Annotated in this window: 16 protein-coding genes; 7 read left to right on the top strand and 9 right to left on the bottom strand. The window is 39.0% G+C overall.

The features are described 5' to 3' along the window. Positions 1–20: 20 nt before the first annotated feature. The 3 genes from ubiA to pgi all read right to left on the bottom strand — a co-directional run bounded on the left by ubiA (position 21) and on the right by pgi (position 3281). A complete protein-coding gene (gene ubiA / locus B6258_RS17180; RefSeq protein WP_023583077.1) occupies positions 21–875 on the bottom strand; it encodes a 4-hydroxybenzoate octaprenyltransferase in 855 nt (284 codons plus the stop codon). A 28-nt stretch (positions 876–903) separates the two neighbouring features. After that, positions 904–1413: a chorismate lyase gene (ubiC, locus tag B6258_RS17185; RefSeq protein ID WP_099076305.1), complete on the bottom strand. Its 510-nt coding sequence runs from the start codon at positions 1411–1413 to the stop codon at positions 904–906. 221 nt (positions 1414–1634) lie between these two features. After that, on the bottom strand, positions 1635–3281 hold the full coding sequence (pgi, locus tag B6258_RS17190; protein WP_099076306.1) for a glucose-6-phosphate isomerase: 1647 nt from the start codon (positions 3279–3281) through the stop codon (positions 1635–1637). Positions 3282–3546: 265 nt separating this feature from the next. Between pgi and lysC the strand changes: the two genes are divergently transcribed. Next, positions 3547–4926 (top strand): lysine-sensitive aspartokinase 3, encoded by a 1380-nt coding sequence (gene lysC, locus B6258_RS17195; RefSeq protein ID WP_099076307.1) that lies wholly within the window; start codon positions 3547–3549, stop codon positions 4924–4926. Positions 4927–4988: 62 nt separating this feature from the next. Here the strand turns inward: lysC and B6258_RS17200 are convergent, their stop codons facing one another. Then, positions 4989–5567: a hypothetical protein gene (locus tag B6258_RS17200; RefSeq protein WP_240531621.1), complete on the bottom strand. Its 579-nt coding sequence runs from the start codon at positions 5565–5567 to the stop codon at positions 4989–4991. Between the two features lie 133 nt (positions 5568–5700). Next, positions 5701–9378 carry a methionine synthase gene (gene metH / locus B6258_RS17205; protein WP_099076309.1) on the bottom strand — a complete coding sequence of 1226 codons (3678 nt, stop codon included), beginning with the start codon at positions 9376–9378 and terminating at the stop codon, positions 5701–5703. A gap of 255 nt (positions 9379–9633) precedes the next feature. Between metH and iclR the strand changes: the two genes are divergently transcribed. The 3 genes from iclR (at position 9634) to B6258_RS17220 (ending at position 13353) form a co-directional block, all read left to right on the top strand. Beyond that, a complete protein-coding gene (iclR, locus tag B6258_RS17210) occupies positions 9634–10470 on the top strand; it encodes a glyoxylate bypass operon transcriptional repressor IclR (protein ID WP_075673076.1) in 837 nt (278 codons plus the stop codon). 307 nt (positions 10471–10777) lie between these two features. Beyond that, positions 10778–12634: a phosphogluconate dehydratase gene (edd, locus tag B6258_RS17215; RefSeq protein WP_099076310.1), complete on the top strand. Its 1857-nt coding sequence runs from the start codon at positions 10778–10780 to the stop codon at positions 12632–12634. A 77-nt stretch (positions 12635–12711) separates the two neighbouring features. Then, positions 12712–13353, top strand: a complete 642-nt coding sequence (locus tag B6258_RS17220) for a bifunctional 4-hydroxy-2-oxoglutarate aldolase/2-dehydro-3-deoxy-phosphogluconate aldolase (protein ID WP_099076311.1) — start codon at positions 12712–12714, stop codon at positions 13351–13353. 86 nt (positions 13354–13439) lie between these two features. On the opposite strand, the gene aceK is transcribed toward B6258_RS17220, so the two are convergent. From aceK to aceB, 3 genes are all read right to left on the bottom strand, one after another. After that, positions 13440–15152, bottom strand: a complete 1713-nt coding sequence (gene aceK, locus B6258_RS17225) for a bifunctional isocitrate dehydrogenase kinase/phosphatase (protein WP_420820602.1) — start codon at positions 15150–15152, stop codon at positions 13440–13442. A gap of 70 nt (positions 15153–15222) precedes the next feature. Beyond that, on the bottom strand, positions 15223–16530 hold the full coding sequence (gene aceA, locus B6258_RS17230) for an isocitrate lyase (RefSeq protein ID WP_072065199.1): 1308 nt from the start codon (positions 16528–16530) through the stop codon (positions 15223–15225). Positions 16531–16599: 69 nt separating this feature from the next. Then, positions 16600–18192, bottom strand: coding sequence for a malate synthase A (gene aceB, locus B6258_RS17235; protein WP_099076313.1), 1593 nt, complete (start codon positions 18190–18192; stop codon positions 16600–16602). 339 nt (positions 18193–18531) lie between these two features. Here aceB and metA point away from each other — a divergent pair, with 339 nt between their 5' ends. Further along, complete coding sequence (gene metA / locus B6258_RS17240) at positions 18532–19461, top strand: homoserine O-acetyltransferase MetA (RefSeq protein ID WP_099076319.1); 930 nt, start codon at positions 18532–18534, stop codon at positions 19459–19461. A gap of 56 nt (positions 19462–19517) precedes the next feature. Here the strand turns inward: metA and B6258_RS17245 are convergent, their stop codons facing one another. Then, positions 19518–20621, bottom strand: coding sequence for a glycerol dehydrogenase (locus tag B6258_RS17245; protein ID WP_099076314.1), 1104 nt, complete (start codon positions 20619–20621; stop codon positions 19518–19520). 252 nt (positions 20622–20873) lie between these two features. Here B6258_RS17245 and B6258_RS17250 point away from each other — a divergent pair, with 252 nt between their 5' ends. Both B6258_RS17250 and idi read left to right on the top strand, forming a co-directional pair. Further along, positions 20874–21518, top strand: coding sequence for an epoxyqueuosine reductase QueH (locus B6258_RS17250; protein ID WP_099076315.1), 645 nt, complete (start codon positions 20874–20876; stop codon positions 21516–21518). Between the two features lie 134 nt (positions 21519–21652). After that, on the top strand, positions 21653–22189 hold the full coding sequence (gene idi / locus B6258_RS17255) for an isopentenyl-diphosphate Delta-isomerase (RefSeq protein ID WP_099076316.1): 537 nt from the start codon (positions 21653–21655) through the stop codon (positions 22187–22189). Positions 22190–22331: the final 142 nt, after the last annotated feature.

Below are 22331 nucleotides of genomic sequence, written 5' to 3' on the forward strand. Positions count from 1 at the left end.
TACTTCAGCGCTTACTTAGCTTAAAAATAACTAAATAAAATACCCGCAAATAAAACAAAACCAACATAGTTATTATTCATAAAAGCTTGGAAACACGGTGCTCTTTCACGCTCTGCAATAAGCTTCTGTTGATAAATAAACAGTGCTGTGACTAACAATAGCGACCAGTAATAGATACCTTTCAGGTTCAGCAAAATACCGATACCCACTAATAATGCCAACATCACCAGTTGTAAAATACCGATAATAATTTTGTCATAACGACCGAATAGAATGGCGGTAGATTTAACCCCAATTTTTATATCATCATTACGATCAACCATTGCATATTGCGTATCATAAACAACTGACCAGACAATATTAACAAGAAACAATAACCAACAAACCAAAGGCAGGCTTTCAGAAACAGCAGCAAATCCCATTGGGATTGACCAGCCAAAAGCCATACCTAAAATAAGCTGAGGTAAATGACTAAACCGTTTAACGAAAGGATAAAACCACGCCAATGCAAGCCCTGCCACTGAAAGCCAAATAGTCATGGTATTAAGTGTTAGGACTAATGCAAAGGACAAGAGTACCAAAACAATAAATAAAATTTTGCTCTCTTTTTCTGTCACAGCCCCACTAGGTAATGGTCGATTTTTTGTTCGTTCAACACTGCCATCAATTTTTCGGTCAGCAAAGTCGTTTATTACACACCCAGCGGCACGCATAGAGAACACGCCAATAGTAAAGACAATCAGAATATGCCAATCTGGAAAACCTTTAGCGGCAATCCATAAAGCCCAATAAGTTGGCCAAAGTAATAATAGCGCTCCGATAGGTTTATCTATACGCATTAAACGGCTATATGCTTGCCATTTACTTTGCGTCATACTTCCCTCCAATTTTAGCTCCCCCTAATTACTTCTCATACACTGGTGATGCAGGTAGAAACATCTCGGTTAATAATAAAGGTTTATCTGAAAGCTGAAAACGAGAACGGCGTAACCAATACCCATTTTGTTGCCCGATATGAATAAAATCACGACTTAAGGTTGTTTCCTGAAACAGATAACGCCCAAGAGGAACGGTTCTTAGATTGACCAGTTTTCTATCTTCGCCTGTCAATGTCTCTTCTGGTACTAACGTTCGCCCTAATAACCAAGGTATATCGTCACCACACAATACCACTTCTCTTAACCAATAACGCTGACTTTTGGGTAAACACGCTCTTTCGTCAGCGGGTTCAACAATGTCAATAAATCCTTCTTGATAAGGCATTACTGTGACTTTTTGGCAATATTGTTCAAATCGCCGTGTCATTGAGCCTAATTCCATTAACCAACTTAATGTACTTTCTTGAATATTTGCATGTTCCTCACTGGGTAGCCAATGGATAGGTGCAGGGGTAATTATTGATTTTTTGAACATTTATTCATCATCACGCTTTGATGATCCTAGCTTGTGTGAGTCATGATGCATAAGGATATCATGATGTGACTAATGGAAGTTAAAAGCTGATAACATTTCGCATAAATAATCTAAAAAAGCGTTAAAAGAAAATCAGATTGAGTGTTAAATAATCAAAAAACAAAGGAGGTTATAAAAACCTCCTTTTTATCTAACCAACTACTTATATTCAGTTTATTCGATTAACGCCATGCTTTATAACGATTAATCAGATTATTTGTTGAGCTATCATGGCTGTTAACACTTTCCTTACCTTTTAATTCAGGAAGAATACGATTAGCCAACTGTTTACCTAATTCAACACCCCATTGGTCAAACGTGAAGATGTTGAAAATAACACCTTGTACAAAGATCTTATGTTCATACATTGCAATCAATGCACCTAAGGAATAAGGCGTAATTTCTTTTAACAGAATAGAGTTCGTTGGGCGATTACCTTCGAACACTTTGAAAGGTGCAACATAGCCCATCGTTTTAGGATCTTTTCCTGCTGCGGCAAATTCAGCATCAACTTGCTCACGCGTTTTACCAAAAGCAAGCGCTTCTGTTTGAGCAAAAAAGTTAGACATCAATTTAGCGTGATGATCGGAGAGTGGATTGTGGCTAATTGCAGGCGCAATAAAATCACAAGGAATGATTTTTGTACCTTGGTGAATCAGTTGGTAAAACGCATGTTGCCCGTTTGTACCCGGCTCACCCCAAATGATAGGACCTGTTTGGTAATTAACTTTGTTTCCATCACGATCAATATACTTACCATTAGATTCCATATTGCCTTGTTGGAAGTAAGCAGCAAAACGATGCATGTATTGATCGTATGGCAGAATCGCTTCAGTTTCTGTGCCAAAAAAATTGTTATACCAAATGCCAATCAGAGCGAGGATCATTGGGATGTTATTTTCAGCATCTGTTGTTCTAAAGTGATTATCCATTGCATGAGCACCTTCCAGCAATTGCTCAAAGTTGTCATAACCCACAGATAGTGCGATAGATAAGCCAATTGCTGACCATAATGAATAACGGCCACCAACCCAATCCCAGAATTCAAACATATTGGCAGTATCAATACCAAATTTTGCCACTTCAGTGCTGTTTGTCGATAACGCCACAAAGTGTTTAGCAACAAATGCACTCTCTTTAGCAGAGTCTAAGAACCAATCTCTTGCTGAGTGTGCATTTGTCATGGTTTCTTGTGTGGTAAATGTTTTTGATGCGATGAGGAACAGTGTCGTTTCAGGATCACATTTTTTCAGTGTTTCTGCGATATGCGTACCATCAACATTAGAAACAAAATGCATAGTAAGATGATTTTTATACGGACGTAATGCTTCTGTCACCATATAAGGACCAAGATCAGAACCACCGATACCAATATTTACAACATCAGTAATCGCCTTGCCTGTATAACCTTTCCATTCACCACTAATAATGCGCTCACTGAACGCTTTCATTTTATTCAGTACAGCATTAACGTCTGGCATGACATCTTTGCCATCAACGATGACGGGAGCATTGCTACGATTACGTAATGCGGTATGCAATACAGCACGATCTTCAGTACGGTTGATTTTTTCACCCGTAAACATGCTATTTATCGCACCTTCAACATCACATTCCTTAGCCAAAGCCTGCAATTTTTCTAATGTTTCTTTCGTAATACGGTTTTTTGAAAAATCCACTAGAATTTGGTCTGAAAACGTTTTTGAAAATTGCTCAAAGCGTGATGGTTCCTGAGAAAACAGTGTTTTCATCTCGGTATCTTTGATCACCGAAAAATGGTTTTCTAATGCCTTCCAGGCTAAGGTTTGGGTTGGGTTTACATTTTTCATTCACAATACTCTCTTAATATTACAATCCAATATTCTCAGATTGTAGCCTGACATTTAATAGTTACAGTCAATTCTTTCTCATTTGATGATATTGGTCAAAACCATTCAACAAATCTAGTACTAATTACTTACATAGGTAAAACCGATAATGTGGAGCTGATTATTAATTAAATTGATTATTCTTCACTCTGCATTGACTCTCTACTTAATAACCGATATTCCTAAATGTGTCCAACATCTCATTTTTGCCTAAAGGAATACGACAATGACTGATAATACTGCTACGCCTTCATCTATATCATCGCCATACACTATCGCTAAATTTGGTGGCACCAGCGTTGCTAACTTTTCAGCAATGGAAAAGTGTGCAGATATTATTCTTAAACAAAAGTCAGTTCGTGTCGTCGTTCTTTCGGCATCTGCAGGAATGACTAATTTATTAATTGAACTTGCAGCGGGTACTGAACCTTCACAACGGGAAGCTTTACTCTCACAAGTTCGTGATATTAAGTATGCAATTATCAACCAACTTTCTCAGCCAGAAATTATTTCTCAAGAAATAAATCGCTTGCTTGAGAATATTGAGATGCTCTCTGAAGCCGCTTCACTTGCTACATCTGATGCCTTAACAGACGAATTAGTCAGTCACGGTGAATTAATGTCAACATTGCTTTTTGTTGAATTATTACGTGAAAAAGGCATACAGGCAGATTGGTTTGATGTCAGAAAAGTGATGAAAACGAATGATCTCTTTTGTCATGCGGAACCCGATATGGCGTTGCTTACCGAACTCACAAAGAGCCTTATTCAGCCTCGTTTAGAAGAAACCGTTATTGTAACCCAAGGTTTTATTGGTCAAGAGCCTAAAGGTAGAACAACAACATTAGGTCGTGGTGGTAGCGACTATACCGCTGCATTGATTGGTGAAGCACTCGGCATGTCTCGTGTGGATATCTGGACGGATGTACCGGGTATTTACAGCACGGATCCAAGAATAGTGCCAGAGGCACATCGTATTGATCAAATTGCCTTTGATGAAGCCGCAGAAATGGCAACGTTTGGCGCTAAAATTTTGCATCCTGCAACATTATTACCCGCAGTTCGTAGCGGTATTCCGGTTTTTGTGGGATCGAGTAAAGCACCAGAAGAAGGGGGCACATTGGTTTGTGCTCAGACTGAAAACCCGCCGATATTCCGTGCGATTGCATTACGTAGAAAACAGACGTTGCTCACATTACATAGCCTTAAAATGCTCCATGCTCGCGGTTTCTTAGCTGAGATATTTACTATTTTGTCGCGTCATCATATCTCTGTTGATGTGATAACCACATCTGAAGTGAGTATTGCGTTAACACTCGATACAACCGGCACCACTAGCGCATCAGGGAGTTTATTAACCAACGCACTCTTAACAGAACTCTCCGCATTATGTCGTGTTGAAGTTGACGAAGATCTCGCATTGGTTGCGATCATCGGTAATTCACTCTCACAAGTGAATGGCTTAGGAAGCCAGATTTTTGGCGCATTAGAAAGCTACAATATTCGAATGATAAGTCACGGCGCAAGTACCCACAACTTATGCTTATTGGTTGATGGGAAAGATGCCGATAATATTGTGAGAAAACTGCATGATACGTTGTTTTAAATAACCGTTCTATTCCCCCATATACGATAAAAGAGAAATCAAAAATGATTTCTCTTTTATTTTCAATATACCCGATAACCACCATGTTTTTTTGCAAACTGATTAAATTTACCTAAATCAATTAAGGCAATCTCTAACGTTTTATGCGAAAGATGAGACATTTTTGCAATTTTTTCAACAAAAACTCGGTTATCTTCCAGCAATTTAGCGGTCAATGTAGAAGCAATTATTTCACACTCTTTTGGGGTCACTATCCAACCATCATTAGTGGCAAACTTACGAATGGGGATATGACCTTCTTTCTCGCTTTCTTTCGCTAATAACGCTTCTTCTTCTTTCATGGCTTGCTTAAATAACACAATTTCTTCTTCAACAGGCTCAGGAGAAGTCGGAATTTTATGATAAATATAGTCACCGACCTCTTCGATTCGTGCGGGTGTCATTTCGGCTTTCAGCCAAATTTTATCAAATGCTTTTTCATCTAAAATAGCATCAGTATCTAAGCTTCCTGTTAGTTGCATCAGATTTAAAAAAGCATTAATTAAAACTTCACTTAATGGATAATTTCCTTTTGCTAAAGAAGGAAACGGCACCTCAGCGCCAGCAGGTGGGGTTTTCTGAAGGTACAAAGTATAGTTCATTGTAATGTCCTTTTTTCTGATACAGGTTCACAGCTTAAACATCTTTAATGGGATCGACTAGTGAGAATAACAAGGGGATATGATTATCCCCTCACTATTTATTACATTATTGAGATCTGACAATAAAAATAAACTAAGACTCATACCCTAAATTAGGCGCTAACCAACGTTCAACTTCACTCACACTCATTTTTCGGCGTTTTGCGTAATCTTCGACCTGATCTTTTTGGATTTGAGCAACAGCGAAATATTTACTATCAGGATGACTAAAATACCAACCCGATACTGAAGCACCCGGCCACATAGCATAAGCATCTGTCAGCTTCATCCCAATGCGATTTTCAACATCAAGTAATTGCCAAATTTTTGCTTTTTCGGTGTGCTCAGGGCAGGCAGGATATCCCGGCGCAGGTCGTGTTCCTTGATATTTTTCTCGAATCAATTCGTCATTGGAAAGGTTTTCATCGGGACTATAACCCCAAATCTTTGTTCTGACCCGTTGATGAAGATATTCAGCAAAGGCCTCTGCTAATCTATCTGATAATGCTTTGACCATGATTTTATTGTAGTCATCATGGACATTATCATAAGCATTTGCGAGAGCATCTTCTTCTAATCCCCCCGTGACGGCAAAAGCACCAAAATAGTCAGCAACACCACTTTCAACAGGGGCAATAAAGTCTGCTAAGCAGTAATTAGGAAAATCATTTTTCTCTGTTTGCTGACGCAAATGGCAACTGTGTAATAATGCATGTTGCCGGCTTTCATCTTGATAAACCACAATATCATCACCCAGACGATTGGCAGGAAATAGCCCCATAATCCCTTTAGGAGTTAATAATTTTTCACGACTTAATTTATCCAGCATCGCATTTGCATCGACAAATACACGCCTTGCCTCTTCACCAACCACGTCATCTTCTAAAATACGCGGATATTTCCCCGCTAAAGACCACGTCATAAAGAAAGGCGTCCAATCGATATATTCACGCAAGGTTTCAATACTTACAGTGATCTCCTGCACGCCTAATTGATTGGGCTTTGGTGGTGTGTAATTTTGCCAATCAATTTGTAGCGCATTTTTTCGCGCAACCGCTAAAGAAACTGGGGGCGTACGAGGTTTTTTTCTGGCGTATTGCTGACGTACTACTTCATATTCACGACGTGTTTTAGCAACAAAATCGGCTTTTTGTGTTTCAGATAATAGTGCAGCAACAACACCGACAGTTCTTGATGCATTTTGTACATAAACAGTAGGATGGCTGTAATTGGGTTCTATTTTTACTGCTGTATGCGCTTTGGACGTTGTAGCTCCGCCAATCATTAATGGTAAAGAAAAACCACGCCTTTCCATCTCTTTGGCCACATTCACCATTTCATCTAATGAAGGTGTGATCAGCCCTGAAAGACCAATAATATCCACTTTTTCATCAATCGCTGTTTGTAGGATCTTATCGCAAGGTACCATCACACCAAGATCGATGATCTCATAGTTATTACATTGCAAAACCACACCGACAATATTTTTCCCAATATCATGAACATCACCTTTTACGGTAGCCAGTAAGATTTTACCGGCTGAACTCCCAGCTTGCTTAGAGGCCTGAATATAAGGTTCAAGATAAGCAACGGCTTGTTTCATCACTCTAGCTGACTTCACAACTTGAGGTAAAAACATTTTTCCTTCACCAAATAAATCACCAACAGTATTCATACCATTCATCAATGGCCCTTCAATCACTTCGATGGGACTTGATGCTTGTTGGCGACAAGCTTCGGTATCTTCAACAATAAACTCGGTTATCCCTTTAACTAACGCGTACTCTAGACGTTTCTCAACATCCCATTGTCGCCACTCAGCAAGCTGATGATTTTGCTCATCACTTTTACTACCACGATAACGCTCTGCCAATGCAAGTAAATTATCTGTGCTTTCTTCATGGCGATTTAAAATGACGTCTTCAACCGCATTACGCAGTTCATCTGGTAATGAATCGTAAATAGCAAGTTGCCCTGCATTGACAATCCCCATATCCATGCCATTTTTTACTGCGTAATAAAGAAAAACAGAGTGAATAGCTTCACGAACAGGATCGTTACCCCTAAATGAGAATGAAACGTTAGATACCCCGCCAGAAATTAAGGCATAAGGCAGTTGAGATTTAATATCCGCACAAACTTCAATAAAATCGACGGCGTAATTATTATGTTCTGCAATGCCTGTTGCGACGGCAAAGATATTAGGGTCAAAAATAATGTCTTCTGGAGGGAAACCTGCCTGCTCTGTTAATAGCTGATAAGCTCGGCGACAAATTTCAATTTTGCGTTCTCGAGTATCAGCTTGTCCTACTTCATCAAACGCCATAACAACAACAGCGGCACCGTATTTACGGACTAATTTAGCGTGCTCAAGAAAGGGTTTTTCTCCTTCTTTCATCGAAATGGAGTTAACAATGCCTTTGCCTTGAATGCATTTTAGTCCTTCTTCAATCACTTCCCATTTAGAGGAGTCAATCATCACAGGAACTTTAGCAATATCAGGCTCACCCGCAATAAGATTAAGAAAACGTGTCATGGCTTCGACTGCATCTAACATGCCTTCATCCATGTTGATATCGATGATTTGAGCACCATTTTCAACTTGCTGACGCGCAACATCTAACGCTTCTTGATAATGACCTTCTTTTATCAAGCGCTTAAATTTAGCTGAACCTGTGACATTGGTTCGTTCACCCACATTCACAAACAGTGAATTCTCATCAATGACTAAGGGTTCAAGACCTGAAAGACGGCATGCTCTTTTCAAGGAAGGTAATGCTCTTGGTGCAATACCGTCTACCGCTTGTGAAATGGCGAGAATATGCGCAGGTGTTGTTCCGCAGCATCCCCCCACAATATTGAGAAAACCAGCTTGTGCCCACTCTTTAATTTGCTCAGCCATTTCTTGGGCATCTAAATCATAGCCGCCAAATGCGTTAGGCAAACCCGCATTAGGGTGAGCACTCACGTAAGTTTCGGAAATTTGTGAAAGCGTTTGAATATATTGGCGTAATTCTTTAGGACCTAACGCGCAATTTAAACCAAATGAGAGCGCATCGGCATGACGTAAAGAGTGGTAAAACGCTTCTGTTGTTTGACCCGTTAAGGTTCTTCCTGACGCATCTGTAATGGTGCCAGAGATCATCACAGGCAATTCAATATTGAGTGATTCAAATTCGCATTTAAGGGCGAAAATAGCCGCTTTCGCGTTTAGTGTGTCGAAAATAGTTTCGACCATGATTAAATCAACACCGCCTTTAATTAATCCGCGCGTTGCTTCTCGATAAGCTTCCACCAGCTTATCAAATGAAACATTACGAAAAGCCGGATCATTCACATCAGGAGATATAGATGCCGTTCTGTTTGTTGGCCCCAAAACACCCGCTACATAGCGGGGTTTATCAGGTGTTAAGGCACTCCATTTCTCTGCACAGGCTTTAGCTAATTTTGCGGCTTCTTCGTTCAGCTCAAAACAGAGTGACTCCATCTGATAATCAGCCATCGCAATGGACGTCGAGTTAAAGGTGTTAGTTTCAACAATATCCGCGCCAGCTTGAAAATAAGCATTATGTATATCTGTAATGATCTGAGGTTGTGTTAAGACTAAAAGATCATTATTCCCTTTAACATCACATTCCCAATTAGCAAAACGCACACCTCGATAATCAGCTTCTGTAAGTTGATATTGCTGGATCATCGTTCCCATTGCGCCATCAAGTACTAAGATACGTTTTTCTAATGCTTCTACCAGTTGTTGTTTTATGTTTGCCACGTTGTTTCCTCTTAATCGAGAATGCTTTTGTGCTTGTTTTTCTTTATTGTTATTTCGTTGTTTTTTTATCCTACCATATCTTTTTACAAAGATTTCTAAGTCGAAGATGAGAGATTTTCACTCAGTGATAAACGCTTTTAATAAATATTCCTTATCACACATTTTGTTTTGAAAAATGCAGAGATCAGAGGAGTTTTATTACGCCATATAGTTCATAATAGACATTAATATGGATAGCATTTCTGGAGTGTATGCATGACAGTTTCCCCTACAAATAAAAAAGTGCGTAAGACGAAAACAACTGCCACTCAAAGTACTGCACAAGGAGGCCCTGTTCAGTCGTTAAGTCGTGGACTGACATTATTGGAATATATTTCCGAATCTCCTGGTGGTATCGCCCTAACAGATCTTGCCTTTCAAGCTGGGTTACCCAATTCCACAACACACCGCCTACTCACTACACTTCAACAGCATGGTTTTGTTCGTCAAGTCGGAGATTTAGGCTTATGGGTTGTAGGCACACACGCCTTTATTGTTGGCAGTAGCTTTCTACAAACCCGCAATCTTTTGGTAATGGTGCATCCTATTTTACGTCAATTGATGGAAGACTCTGGTGAAACCGTTAATCTGGCCATTCTTGACCAAATTGAATTTGATGCAGTAATTGTCGATCAAGTGCAATGTAATGCGCTAATGCGAATGTCAGCACCTATTGGCGGTAAATTACCGATGCATGCATCCGGTGCAGGTAAGGCATTCCTTTCTACTTTGCCAGAAAATAAATTACTGCCTTTGCTCCAGAAAAAAGGCTTAATGGCTTATACACCTCACACCCGAACACTCCCTTCTTCTCTGAAAGAAAACTTAGAGCAAGCTCGTAAACAAGGTTTTTCTTTTGATGATGAAGAACATGCTTTAGGGCTGCGCTGCATAGGTGCTTGCATTTATGATGAACACCACCAGCCTTTTGCGGCGATTTCACTTTCAGGCCCAGTTTCGAGAATGACGGACTCACGTATCACTGAATTAGGTGCAATGGTTATCAAAGCAGCAAAACAAATTAGCCGTGAATACGGTGGTGTAAAAAGTTAATCTCAATTTTTGCCTTCCTTGTCATCAATAACGAGGAAGGTATTTTCCAAAATAAAACGATTCAGCTTTGTAAAAAGCCAACTTTTTTCTCTTTATTCCCATCAAATATTAAAAAACTGTTACTTATCACCTTAAAAAATTGATGTCGATCACAGATGTTGTCTAAGACGTATTAAGAGTATTGCAACTCTTCTTGTTACCCGTAACAATGTTACCGGTAACAAATACTATAGCGAATTTAAATATTCTCTTTTTTAAAGCTAATAGTAACGCTCATCACCCTTGTGTGAATAAAGGAAGCATCATTATGACCCCTAAAAATCATGACCCAATTCAGAACGACGTCGTTCCCCTTAACGAAACAGTAAAACAAGTGACTGAACGTATTATTGTTCGCTCACAAGCGACTCGTCGAGCTTATCTGAAAAAAATTGAAGCCGCAAAAAGTCAAACAGTACATCGTGCTCAATTGGCTTGCGGTAATTTGGCTCATGGTTTTGCTGCTTGTCAGGCTGATGATAAAAATCGCCTGAAAAATATGGTTCATAATGACATTGCCATTATCACTGCTTACAATGATATGTTGTCAGCCCATAAGCCGTATGAAGATTATCCTCAAAAAATTAAAAAAGCATTACATGCTGTTGGTGCTGTAGGACAAGTGGCAGGTGGCGTTCCAGCAATGTGCGATGGTGTCACTCAGGGTCAAGATGGGATGGAACTATCGCTCCTCAGTCGTGATGTGATTGCAATGTCAGCGGCTGTGGGTTTATCCCATAATATGTTTGATGGTGCGCTCTATTTAGGGATCTGCGATAAAATCGTTCCTGGGCTGACTATGGCGGCGCTCTCTTTTGGTCATCTTCCTGCGATTTTTGTGCCAGCAGGCCCCATGACAAGCGGTTTACCCAATAAAGAAAAAGTCCGTATTCGCCAACTCTATGCTGAAGGTAAAGTTGATCGTAATGCTTTGTTAGAAGCCGAAGCGGCGTCTTATCATAGCATTGGGACCTGTACCTTTTACGGCACAGCAAACTCTAATCAGATGGTCATGGAAATGATGGGGTTACATTTACCCGGTGCTTCTTTTGTCCATCCAGATACACCGTTGCGTGATGCATTGACGGATGCTGCGGCAAATCAGATTGTTCGATTAACCGAAAACGCAGGTAATTATCTTCCTATCGGTCAATTAGTTGATGAAAAAGTCATTGTTAACGGCATTATTGCGCTGCTAACAACGGGGGGTTCAACTAATCTAACCATGCATTTAGTCGCCATTGCTCGTGCAGCAGGTATTATTATTAATTGGGATGATTTTTCTGAACTGTCACAAGTTGTTCCTCTTATTGCACGTATTTATCCTAATGGCCCTGCCGATATCAACCAATTTCAAGCCGCTGGTGGCATTGCACTGATCATTCGTGAATTATTGAAAAAAGGCTTAATTCATCGTGATGTAAACACTGTTGCTGGATTTGGTATTGAGCGTTATACCTTAGAACCTTGGTTAAATGACGGCAAACTTGATTGGCGTGAAGGCGCGATAAGCTCTTTAGATAAAGAGGTGATTGCTGATATAAATACCCCGTTCTCATCGCATGGTGGCACACAAGTGATGCAAGGTAATTTAGGTCGAGCCGTAATGAAAACCTCTGCGGTACCTGATGAAAATAAAATTATCGAAGCCCCTGCAATTGTGTTTAATAGTCAACATGATATTGCCGCTAAGTTTGAAGCCGGCGAGCTAAATAAAGATTGTGTGGTTGTTGTGCGTTATCAAGGACCACAAGCAAACGGTATGCCTGAATTGCATAAACTGATGCCACCTTTAGGTGTATTAATGGATAAAGGCTATAAAGTCGCATTAGTTACAGATGGCCGACTTTCAGGCGCTTCAGGTAAAGTTCCCGCCGCCATTCATGTTACACCAGAGGCTGTAAATGGTGGTTTATTATCCAAAGTGCGTGATGGTGATATCATTCGTGTTAATGGTAAAACAGGTGAGTTAACGTTGCTTGTCGATGAGCAAACATTAAATGCTCGCCAAGATGAAATTCCTGATTTAAGTGCCAATAATACAGGCTGTGGTCGTGAGTTATTCGTTAATTTACGTCGTCATTTATCAGGTGCTGAACAAGGTGCTTGTTGCATTGATTTTTAATGTAGACAAGTTTTGAGGCTTAACGAGGAGCAGATTACATTTATTTGCTCACCACTTTCTGATTAGGAAATACAATCATGGATCATTGGAATACAAGTGCAGAGTCTGTACTAAAATCAGGGCCTGTTGTTCCTGTTATTGTTATCAACCATATTGATGATGCCGTCCCTGTTGCCAAAGCTTTAGTCGCCGGTGGTGTAAAAGTTTTAGAAGTGACATTACGCACAGAATGTGCAATTGAGGCTATCCGCCGTATTGCAAAAGAAGTTCCTGAAGCCATTGTGGGTGCGGGGACGGTAATTAACCCCCAACAATTAGCACAAGTCACGGAAGCGGGTGCTCAATTTGCTATTAGCCCAGGATTAACAGAAGCATTACTCAAAGCGGCTGTTGCGGGAACGATTCCTTTAATTCCAGGTATTTCAACCGTTTCTGAATTAATGCTGGGAATGAGCTACGGTCTAAATGAATTTAAATTTTTCCCAGCAGAAGCCAATGGTGGTGTAAAAGCCTTAAAAGCCATTTCAGGGCCATTTTCAAAAATCCGTTTCTGCCCAACCGGAGGAATTTCCCCTGAGAATTATCGTAACTACCTTGCACTAGAAAGTGTGCTTTGTATTGGTGGTTCTTGGTTAGTGCCTAATGATGCAGTGAAAGCAGGTGATTTCCAACGTATTACTGAATTAGCTAAAGAAGCCGTTGCGGGCACACAGCGTTAATTATCCCTGTACAAAAATAGGTTTTATCCAATAAAGATAGGTATCCCCTTGTACCTATCTTTATTTTTATCTTTTCCTAAGGTTATTTATTCAGTAAATCGCTTAGCTTGGGAATAGGCATAAACATCTTCGATATACCCTTCTTTAATTTTTTGCTGTCGTAGTTGCCAATATTCGGGTGATAAAAGCTCTCGATGTTGCGCTTCAAAATAGTGGCAAACTCGCTTATCACTACATAGAAAATAGCGAAACTCTTCTGGAAAAACATCATTGAGTGCAACGCTATACCAAGGCTCGCTCGCTAATTCATCTTCAGGGTAACGAGCGGGAGGGATCGCACGAAAATTCATATCTGTCATATAACTAATTTCATCATAGTCATAGAAAATCACACGATGATGCCGAGTCACACCAAAGTTTTTAAACAGCATATCGCCGGGAAAAATATTCGCCGCAATAAGCTCTTTCAACGCTTGCCCATAATCTTCAACAACCGCTTTAAGTTGATTGTCATCGCACTGCTCCATATAGATATTGAGCGGTATCATTCTTCGTTCCATATACAGATGACGGATCAGTATTTTATCGCCTAGATCTTCCAATTTATTGGGGATCTCTTGTTCAAAGATCGCCATTAATTCAGGGCTAATTCTTTTCTTATCGATCACAAAATTCTCAAATTCTTGAGTATCTGCCATTCGTCCAACACGATCGTGCTCTTTAACCAATTGATAGCACTCTTTTACACGCTCCGCAGTGATCGTTTTTTGTGGTGCAAACTTATCTTTGATCACTTTAAAAACACGATCATAAGTCGGTAATGTAAATACCAACATCACCATACCTTTTACGCCGGGCGCTTCAATAAATTGCTCTGATGAAAAATTCATAAAGGCAAGGTATTCACGATAGTATTCCGTTTTACCGTGTTTTTGACATCCTATCGACATATAAAGCTCAGCGGTAGATTTGCTCGGTAATATATCTCTTAGCCATGCCACTAATGCTGCAGGAAATGGAGCATAAACCATAAAATAAGAACGGGCAAAACCAAAGACAATACTCGCTTCATCTGTTGAGATAAGACAAGTATCAATCAGTAATTGCTGCTCAATATTATGAATGGGTAATAAGAATGGAATATATTGATCATTAATCACTATTTTGCCAATCAACCAAGCCGCTTTATTACGATAAAAGAGTTCGTTTGCGATATGAAATACCGCACTCTGTAACTGTTCAGAAGAGAACTGGGCAGTAAGTACATGACAAATAGCGTGAATATCGCGTTGTTTATTTTGCCACGGCAACCGCAAAGGTAAGCGTGATAAAATGTCTTGTAGTAATGTGGGTAAATCACTCTGAATAACAAACTGCTTTGATAACGGTCGCGGGGCTTGTGTAAAGCGATAAGCTGGTTGTGATGAAAAAACAAATAGATTTTTTTTATTCAATTCACGATGATGAAATAGACGACAATAAACAGAATTAAAAAAGCTCTCTGCAATCTCAAATCGAGGATAATTGGGGAGTAATAATGTATAGTTTTCTTTTACTTTTTGTAAAAAAAGACTTTCTTTATCAATATCATGACGAATACATCTAAGCTGTTCGACCACTAATCCAACATGATTATCATATAAACGGATGCGCTCTTTCATCGCGATTTGAACACCATGCCAATCCGCTTGCTCAAAACGATATTGTGCCCCTGAGGTTATCTCAAGGAAGCGACCATATTGGGCATCAAAGCCTTGTAAAATTGTTTGAGCAATTAAATCTTCTGGCGTCATTAACAACCTCACGAAAAAGAGGAGCATCCTGCTCCTGAATTATCACCACAAAAACAGATAACAATATTTTTGGATCTTAGAATTGCTGCTCTTCGGTTGAGCCAGTTAATGCCGTTACCGAAGACATACCACCTTGAATAATCGTCGTGACTTTATCGAAATACCCTGTTCCCACCTCTTGTTGATGCGATGAGAAGGTATAACCTTGATTAAGTGCAGCAAACTCTTTTTCTTGCACCTTCTCAACGTAGTGTTTCATACCTTCACCTTTGGCATAATCATGTGCCAGATCGAACATGTTAAACCACATGCTGTGAATGCCAGCCAAAGTAATAAACTGGAATTTATATCCCATTGCGGAAAGCTCATCTTGGAAATGTGCGATCGTGCGATCATCAAGATTCTTTTTCCAGTTAAAGGAAGGCGAACAGTTATAAGCCAGCATTTTTCCAGGATATTTATCGTGAATAGCTTCTGCAAACTTAGCCGCCATTTTCAGATCAGGCAGTGATGTTTCACACCACACCAGATCAGCATAAGGTGCATAAGCAAGCCCACGACTAATGGCTTGATCAATACCCGCGTGAGTACAGAAGAAACCTTCAGGTGTGCGTTCTCCTGTTAAGAACGAGCTATCATAAGGATCGCAATCTGAAGTTAAGAGATCGGCAGCATCAGCATCCGTTCTGGCAACAAGCAATGTAGGTACATCAGACACATCAGCGGCTAAACGTGCAGCAACCAGTTTTTGTACAGCTTCTTGAGTCGGAACAAGCACTTTCCCACCCATATGACCACATTTTTTCACTGCTGCTAACTGATCTTCAAAATGAACACCTGCCGCCCCAGCTTCAATCATCGCCTTCATTAATTCAAAGGCATTTAATACGCCACCAAAGCCTGCTTCCGCATCAGCCACAATAGGCAGGAAAAAATCAATATAATCTTTATGTTGAGGACCAATACCATTGGACCACTGAATTTGATCAGCTCGTCTAAACGTATTATTGATACGTTGAACAACATTAGGAACAGAATCAACTGGATATAGCGACTGATCAGGGTACATGCTTGCTGCGGTGTTAGCATCTGCAGCCACTTGCCATCCTGAAAGATAAACAGCTTCTAACCCTGCTTTTGCTTGTTGCAACGCTTGCCCACCCGTTAAAGCACCTAATGCATTAACATAGCCCTTCTTTGATTTTCCATTTAATGATGACCAAAGCCTTTGAGCGCCACGTCTTGCTAAGGTATGTTCTGGGTTAACCGAACCTCTTAATTTAATGACATCTTCAGCGCTATAAGGACGGGTAATGCCTTTCCAGCGAGGTTGTTCCCACTCTTTCTCTAATTGGGCGATTTGCTCTGATCTACTAATAGTCATAAAAACAGCTCCTATAAATACGGTAGTGATGATGTTTGCAGTTTATAAATACGTTTTGACGTATCTTTTTTAATTTAAAAGTTGGTAACCCGGTAAAGTCAGAAAATCGACTAATTCATCTTGGGTTGTAATCTTATCCATCAAAGAAGCCGCTTCTTTAAAGCGCCCTTCCTCAAAGCGAGTATCACCGACTTCTTGGTGTATTACTTCAAGCTCTTCTTTCAGCATTTTACGAAAGAGATCTTTCGTCACGACTTGCCCATCAGTCAGGGTTTTTTGATGGCGGATCCATTGCCAAATAGAGGTACGTGATATTTCCGCTGTTGCGGCGTCTTCCATTAATCCATAGATAGGTACGCAACCATTACCAGAAATCCACGCTTCGATATATTGCACAGCAACACGGATATTCGCTCTCATGCCCTTTTCTGTGCGTTCACCAGCACAAGGTGCTAATAACATTTCTGCCGTAATTTTTTCATTACGTTGAACATCAAGTTGGTTTTGTCGAGATCCTAAAATAGGATCAAAAGCAGCTAATACCGTTTCAGCAAGTCCAGGATGAGCTATCCAAGTGCCATCATGACCATTGGTGGCTTCAAGCTCTTTATCGTCAAATACCTTTTTCAAAATGATGCCATTTTGCTCAGGATCTCGACTTGGGATAAATGCAGACATTCCGCCCATCGCAAACGCACCTCGTTTATGGCAAGTTTGAATAAGCAAGCGAGAATAAGCACTTAAGAAAGGTTGAGTCATCGTGATCCCCTGTCTATCAGGTAATACACGATCAGGGTAATTTTTTAATGTCTTGATATAGCTAAAAATATAATCCCAACGACCACAATTAAGTCCAACAATATGCTCTTTCATATGAAAGAGAATTTCTTCCATTTGGAAAACGGCGGGTAAGGTTTCAATTAATACTGTGGCTTTAATGGTGCCTGTCGCCAAGCCAAAGCGCTTTTCAGTGAAATGAAAAACATCACTCCACCATTTAGCTTCTTGCCATGTTTGCAATTTAGGAATGTAAAAATAAGGGCCACTCCCTTTTTCTAATAAGGCTTTGTGGTTATGGTAAAAATACAAAGCAAAATCAAATAATCCCCCTGCAATAGGTTTCCCTTGCCATAGCACGTGCTTCTCAGGAAGGTGGAGCCCTCTTACTCTTGCAATCAAAACCGCAGGTGACGCTTTGAGCTGATAACATTTGCCTTGTTCATTGGTATAAGAAATGGTGCCCTTGACGGCATCGCGCAAATTGATTTGACCATCAATTACTTTGTCCCATGTGGGCGCTAAGGAATCTTCAAAGTCCGCCATAAAGACTTTCACATTGGCATTTAGTGCATTGATAACCATTTTGCGATCAACTGGCCCTGTTATTTCAACACGACGGTCTTGAAGATCTTTAGGTATAGAATTAACTTTCCACTCTGATTGTATAATGGAATTAGATTCCGAAATAAAATTAGGAAGCTCACCATTATCAACCTTATGTTTCCAGCTATCTCTTTCAGCTAATAAAGCATGGCGTCTATCTGAGAAATGAGATGCTAAATCAATCAAAAATGATTTAACATCATGATTTAATATCTCTTTATCCTGTTCGCTAAAAGATTGCGTAAAATTTAATTCTTCTGTAGTTAACGGTTGTGACATTCTGCATTCCCCTAAAAGCTTTTACACACCTGATTAAGATTAATGCAGTTTTCACAAAAATCAAAAATGAATTCCATTTTTATTTAAATAATTTTTAACAATGTGATTACATCGGTGTTTTTTTATTGTACAAAAATAAAAATTTCAAAATAACTCTAGGCATCTAGAAAAGATCGATAATCGAAAGAAAAGAGGAAGGTTAATACTTGATGATTTTCACTATATAGCTTTTTCTTATATGAATATTCTTCATACACAACATGAAGACCTCGACATTCAAAAAGTTATTAGCTAAATTCAGGCTTCTAGATGTCTAGATGTTTTTTAGAGGTTATTGAAATGCCAATTAGAGTACCCGATGAGCTACCCGCAGTCAGTTGCTTACAAAAAGAGAATGTCTTTGTTATGACATCCAGCAGGGCGAGGATTCAAGATATTCGCCCATTAAAAGTGCTTATCCTTAATTTAATGCCAAAGAAAATCGAAACAGAAAATCAATTTCTGCGATTGCTTTCTAATAGCCCTCTTCAAATTGATATTCAATTATTGCGTATTGACTCTCGTATTCCTAAAAATACTCCAGTAGAGCATCTCGATACTTTTTATTGTGATTTTGACCAAATTAAAGAACAAAATTTTGATGGGCTGATTGTCACTGGCGCACCATTAGGGCTAGTTGAATTTGAAGATGTGGCTTATTGGGATGAAATAAAGGAAGTCATTACATGGGCTAAAGAGCATGTTACTTCTACACTCTTTATTTGTTGGGCGGCTCAAGCTGGGTTGAATATCTTATACGGCCTGCCTAAATACACGCTAGAACAAAAAATTTCAGGGGTATATAGTCATCATACTTGCTCACCATTTTCACTGTTAACTCGCGGATTTGATGAGACTTTTTTTGCTCCACATTCTCGTTATGCCGATTTTCCTATCGACTTTATTCAAAATAATACTGATTTGGAGATCCTGGCGACTTCAGATGACGCAGGCGCTTATTTATTTGCATCAAAAGATAAAAGAGTTGTTTTTGCAACTGGCCATCCAGAATACGATCCCAATACACTCGCAGATGAATATCATCGTGATGTTAAAGCAGGGCTAGATCCTCAATTACCCGAAAACTATTTTCCTAATAATGATCCGAGTAAAAAACCAATCGCTTCTTGGCGTAGTCATGGACATTTATTGTTTGCAAATTGGTTGAACTACTATGTTTATCAGATAACACCTTTCGATCTTGCCCAAATGAATCCAACATTAGATTAAAGAAAAACCCCAAAATCAATTTGGGGTTTTAAGATAATCATTTACCAAACTAAGAATTATTTATAACGATGCGCTAATGCGTTAGCTGCAATCATTGCATTATAAACATCTTCTTCAGTCACTCTCATTGGCATATTACCCATAGTGTCACCTTCAGCACAGGCGATTTTAGCAACAGTGCGCCATTCACTTTCAATGAATTCTTTCATGCCCATATCTTCAAGTGTTAGTGGTAATTCTGCTGCTTTAATAATACGGATTACTTCATCAATTTCTTCTTGTGGTGCATTTTCTAACACTAATTGAGTTAATAAACCAAATACTACTTTTTCACCATGTTGGACACGGTGTAAAGACTCGACCGCAGACATACCATTATTTACTGCGTGAGCAGCCGCTAAGCCACCGGCTTCCGCACCAACCCCACTAAGGTAGATTGTCGCTTCAATTGTTTGCTCTAACGCAGGAGTAGTAATTTTATGACGAATAGCATCCATTGCTTTATCAATATTTTCACTTAACATTTCAAAGCAAAGTTGTGCTAAACCTAGGCCTGTACGTGATGGACGTTGATTGACTAAGTTTAAGCCATCTGCTTGATAGCAAGCACGCGCTTCAAAGTAAGTTGCTAGGGCATCACCAACACCTGCTGAGAAAAAGCGCTGTGGGGCAGACGCAATAATAGCAGTATCAGCAATAACAACATCTGGATTTTGTGGTAAGAATAAATATTTATCAAACTCACCATTTTCTTTGTACAACACAGATAATGCAGTACAAGGTGCGTCAGTTGAAGCGATAGTTGGGAATAAAATAACAGGAATGTGCTGGTAATAAGCAACCGCTTTAGACACATCTAATGTCTTACCGCCCCCAATACCAATAATAACGTTCGCTTTATTTTCAACAGCAATTTTACCAAGGCGATTAACTTCTGCCTCAGTACATTCGTAATTAAATTTTTCAACCAACGAAACAATGCCATTTTCTTTTAGAGAAGGAGCGGCTTCTTTAGTTACTTTTTCTAAAAAAAACTCATCACTAATAATAAATGCATTATCACCAAAATCTTTTACATATTTACCGACAGAAGAGAGTAATTGGCTGCCAATAAAGAATTTTTTTGGCGAAGTTACAGAGCGAGGTAATATAGATGACATAACTAAATTCCTTTATTTTAGATTTTGCTACAAACAGCAGCAGAATTAGTATTTCATCTTACCTCTCATCATAATATGAATCTAGTAAACTCTCTGATAGTCATTACCTAAATCATTTTCGCTCATTATATTTAATTTATATAAAACAAATGGTTATTTTTAAATAGTTTTAAAAAAGCAGATTATCTACGTATTTATCACTATAATAAAGGCATCATTTTACAACTAAAATAATGCTATTCAGGATCATCTATGACTCTTATACGAGAAAAGCTCACATTACCTGCAAATGCAAATAAGCTTTTACTACACTCTTGCTGTGCTCCTTGTTCTGGTGAAGTCATGGAAGCATTACAAGCTTCAGGTATTGATTACACTATCTTTTTCTATAATCCCAATATTCATCCTCAAAAAGAGTATTTAATTCGTAAAGAAGAAAATATTCGTTTTGCTAAAAAACATAATATTCCTTTTGTTGACGCTGATTATGATACTGATAATTGGTTTGAAAGAGCAAAAGGAATGGAAAAAGAGCCTGAACGAGGTATTCGATGCACAATGTGTTTTGATATGCGCTTTGAAAGAACTGCCCTTTATGCCGCTGAAAATGGTTTTTCCGTTATTTCCAGTTCACTTGGGATCTCACGTTGGAAAGATATGAAACAAATAAATGGCTGTGGTGAAAGAGCAGTATCACCTTATCCTAATATGGTTTATTGGGATTATAATTGGCGTAAAAAAGGTGGCTCAGCCAGAATGATCGAAATAAGTAAACGAGAACAATTCTACCAACAAGAATATTGTGGATGTATTTATTCATTAAGAGATACAAATAAACATCGCAAATCACAAGGTAGAGAACTTATTAAGATTGGTGTCCAATATTATACCCCTTAGATCTTTCTTTCCTCTTATTCTAGGCATCATTACAGTGATGCCATAAAAAGAACAACACAATAAATCGTTATTTGATATACAGTCATGTTATATTCACGTTATAACAATATATTATTTTATTAAGGTGATTTCTTGTGGAAGACGCTGTTATTCTCGTAGATCAAAATGATAATGAGCTGGGAACAATGCCAAAACTTGAAGCTCATATTGTAGGCGCCTTACATCGAGCCTTTTCAATATTTATTTTTAATTCAAAGCAACAATTACTTATTCAACAACGTGCAATATCTAAATATCACTCTGGTGGTTTATGGGCAAATACATGTTGTAGCCACCCGCTTCCAAACGAATTACTTTCAGATGCTATTCATCGTCGTTTAGATGAAGAATTAGGCATGAAATGTGATATGCAATCTATTGGAACTATTCTGTATAACGAAAAAGTGACAGATAATCTGATAGAGCATGAATTTGATCATCTATTTCTTGGGTTTAGTGACGAATTACCGCATAGCAATCCAGATGAAGTGATGAGTTACCACTGGATCTCCCTCGATTCGCTTTATCAAGATATTGAAGATAATGCAAAAAATTACAGTGTTTGGTTTTGTTATATATTAAATCGGATGGGAATTGAACAATTTTCTCGTTGGAGCCAAGGTATTATTTAACAATTATCTTATTAACAACCTAAATATAAAATAAATAGCTTATTCTTTTGATCTTTTAACCCCCCCAAACGCAAAAAAGCCAACCCATTGGGTTGGCTTTCTCGTCTTATTTAATGCCTGGCAGTTCCCTACTCTCACATGG

Origin of the sequence: Proteus alimentorum, from assembly GCF_002607735.1 — a bacterium.
Lineage (GTDB): Bacteria > Pseudomonadota > Gammaproteobacteria > Enterobacterales > Enterobacteriaceae > Proteus > Proteus alimentorum.

What these genes read in the sequence shown, in the direction of transcription:
- ubiA (WP_023583077.1), bottom strand. Translation starts at nt 875, where the DNA reads ATGACGCAAAGTAAATGGCAAGCATATAGCCGTTTAATGCGTATAGAT.
- ubiC (WP_099076305.1), bottom strand. Translation starts at nt 1,413, where the DNA reads ATGTTCAAAAAATCAATAATTACCCCTGCACCTATCCATTGGCTACCC.
- pgi (WP_099076306.1), bottom strand. Translation starts at nt 3,281, where the DNA reads ATGAAAAATGTAAACCCAACCCAAACCTTAGCCTGGAAGGCATTAGAA.
- lysC (WP_099076307.1), top strand. Translation starts at nt 3,547, where the DNA reads ATGACTGATAATACTGCTACGCCTTCATCTATATCATCGCCATACACT.
- B6258_RS17200 (WP_240531621.1), bottom strand. Translation starts at nt 5,567, where the DNA reads ATGAACTATACTTTGTACCTTCAGAAAACCCCACCTGCTGGCGCTGAG.
- iclR (WP_075673076.1), top strand. Translation starts at nt 9,634, where the DNA reads ATGACAGTTTCCCCTACAAATAAAAAAGTGCGTAAGACGAAAACAACT.
- edd (WP_099076310.1), top strand. Translation starts at nt 10,778, where the DNA reads ATGACCCCTAAAAATCATGACCCAATTCAGAACGACGTCGTTCCCCTT.
- B6258_RS17220 (WP_099076311.1), top strand. Translation starts at nt 12,712, where the DNA reads ATGGATCATTGGAATACAAGTGCAGAGTCTGTACTAAAATCAGGGCCT.
- aceA (WP_072065199.1), bottom strand. Translation starts at nt 16,530, where the DNA reads ATGACTATTAGTAGATCAGAGCAAATCGCCCAATTAGAGAAAGAGTGG.
- aceB (WP_099076313.1), bottom strand. Translation starts at nt 18,192, where the DNA reads ATGTCACAACCGTTAACTACAGAAGAATTAAATTTTACGCAATCTTTT.
- metA (WP_099076319.1), top strand. Translation starts at nt 18,532, where the DNA reads ATGCCAATTAGAGTACCCGATGAGCTACCCGCAGTCAGTTGCTTACAA.
- B6258_RS17245 (WP_099076314.1), bottom strand. Translation starts at nt 20,621, where the DNA reads ATGTCATCTATATTACCTCGCTCTGTAACTTCGCCAAAAAAATTCTTT.
- B6258_RS17250 (WP_099076315.1), top strand. Translation starts at nt 20,874, where the DNA reads ATGACTCTTATACGAGAAAAGCTCACATTACCTGCAAATGCAAATAAG.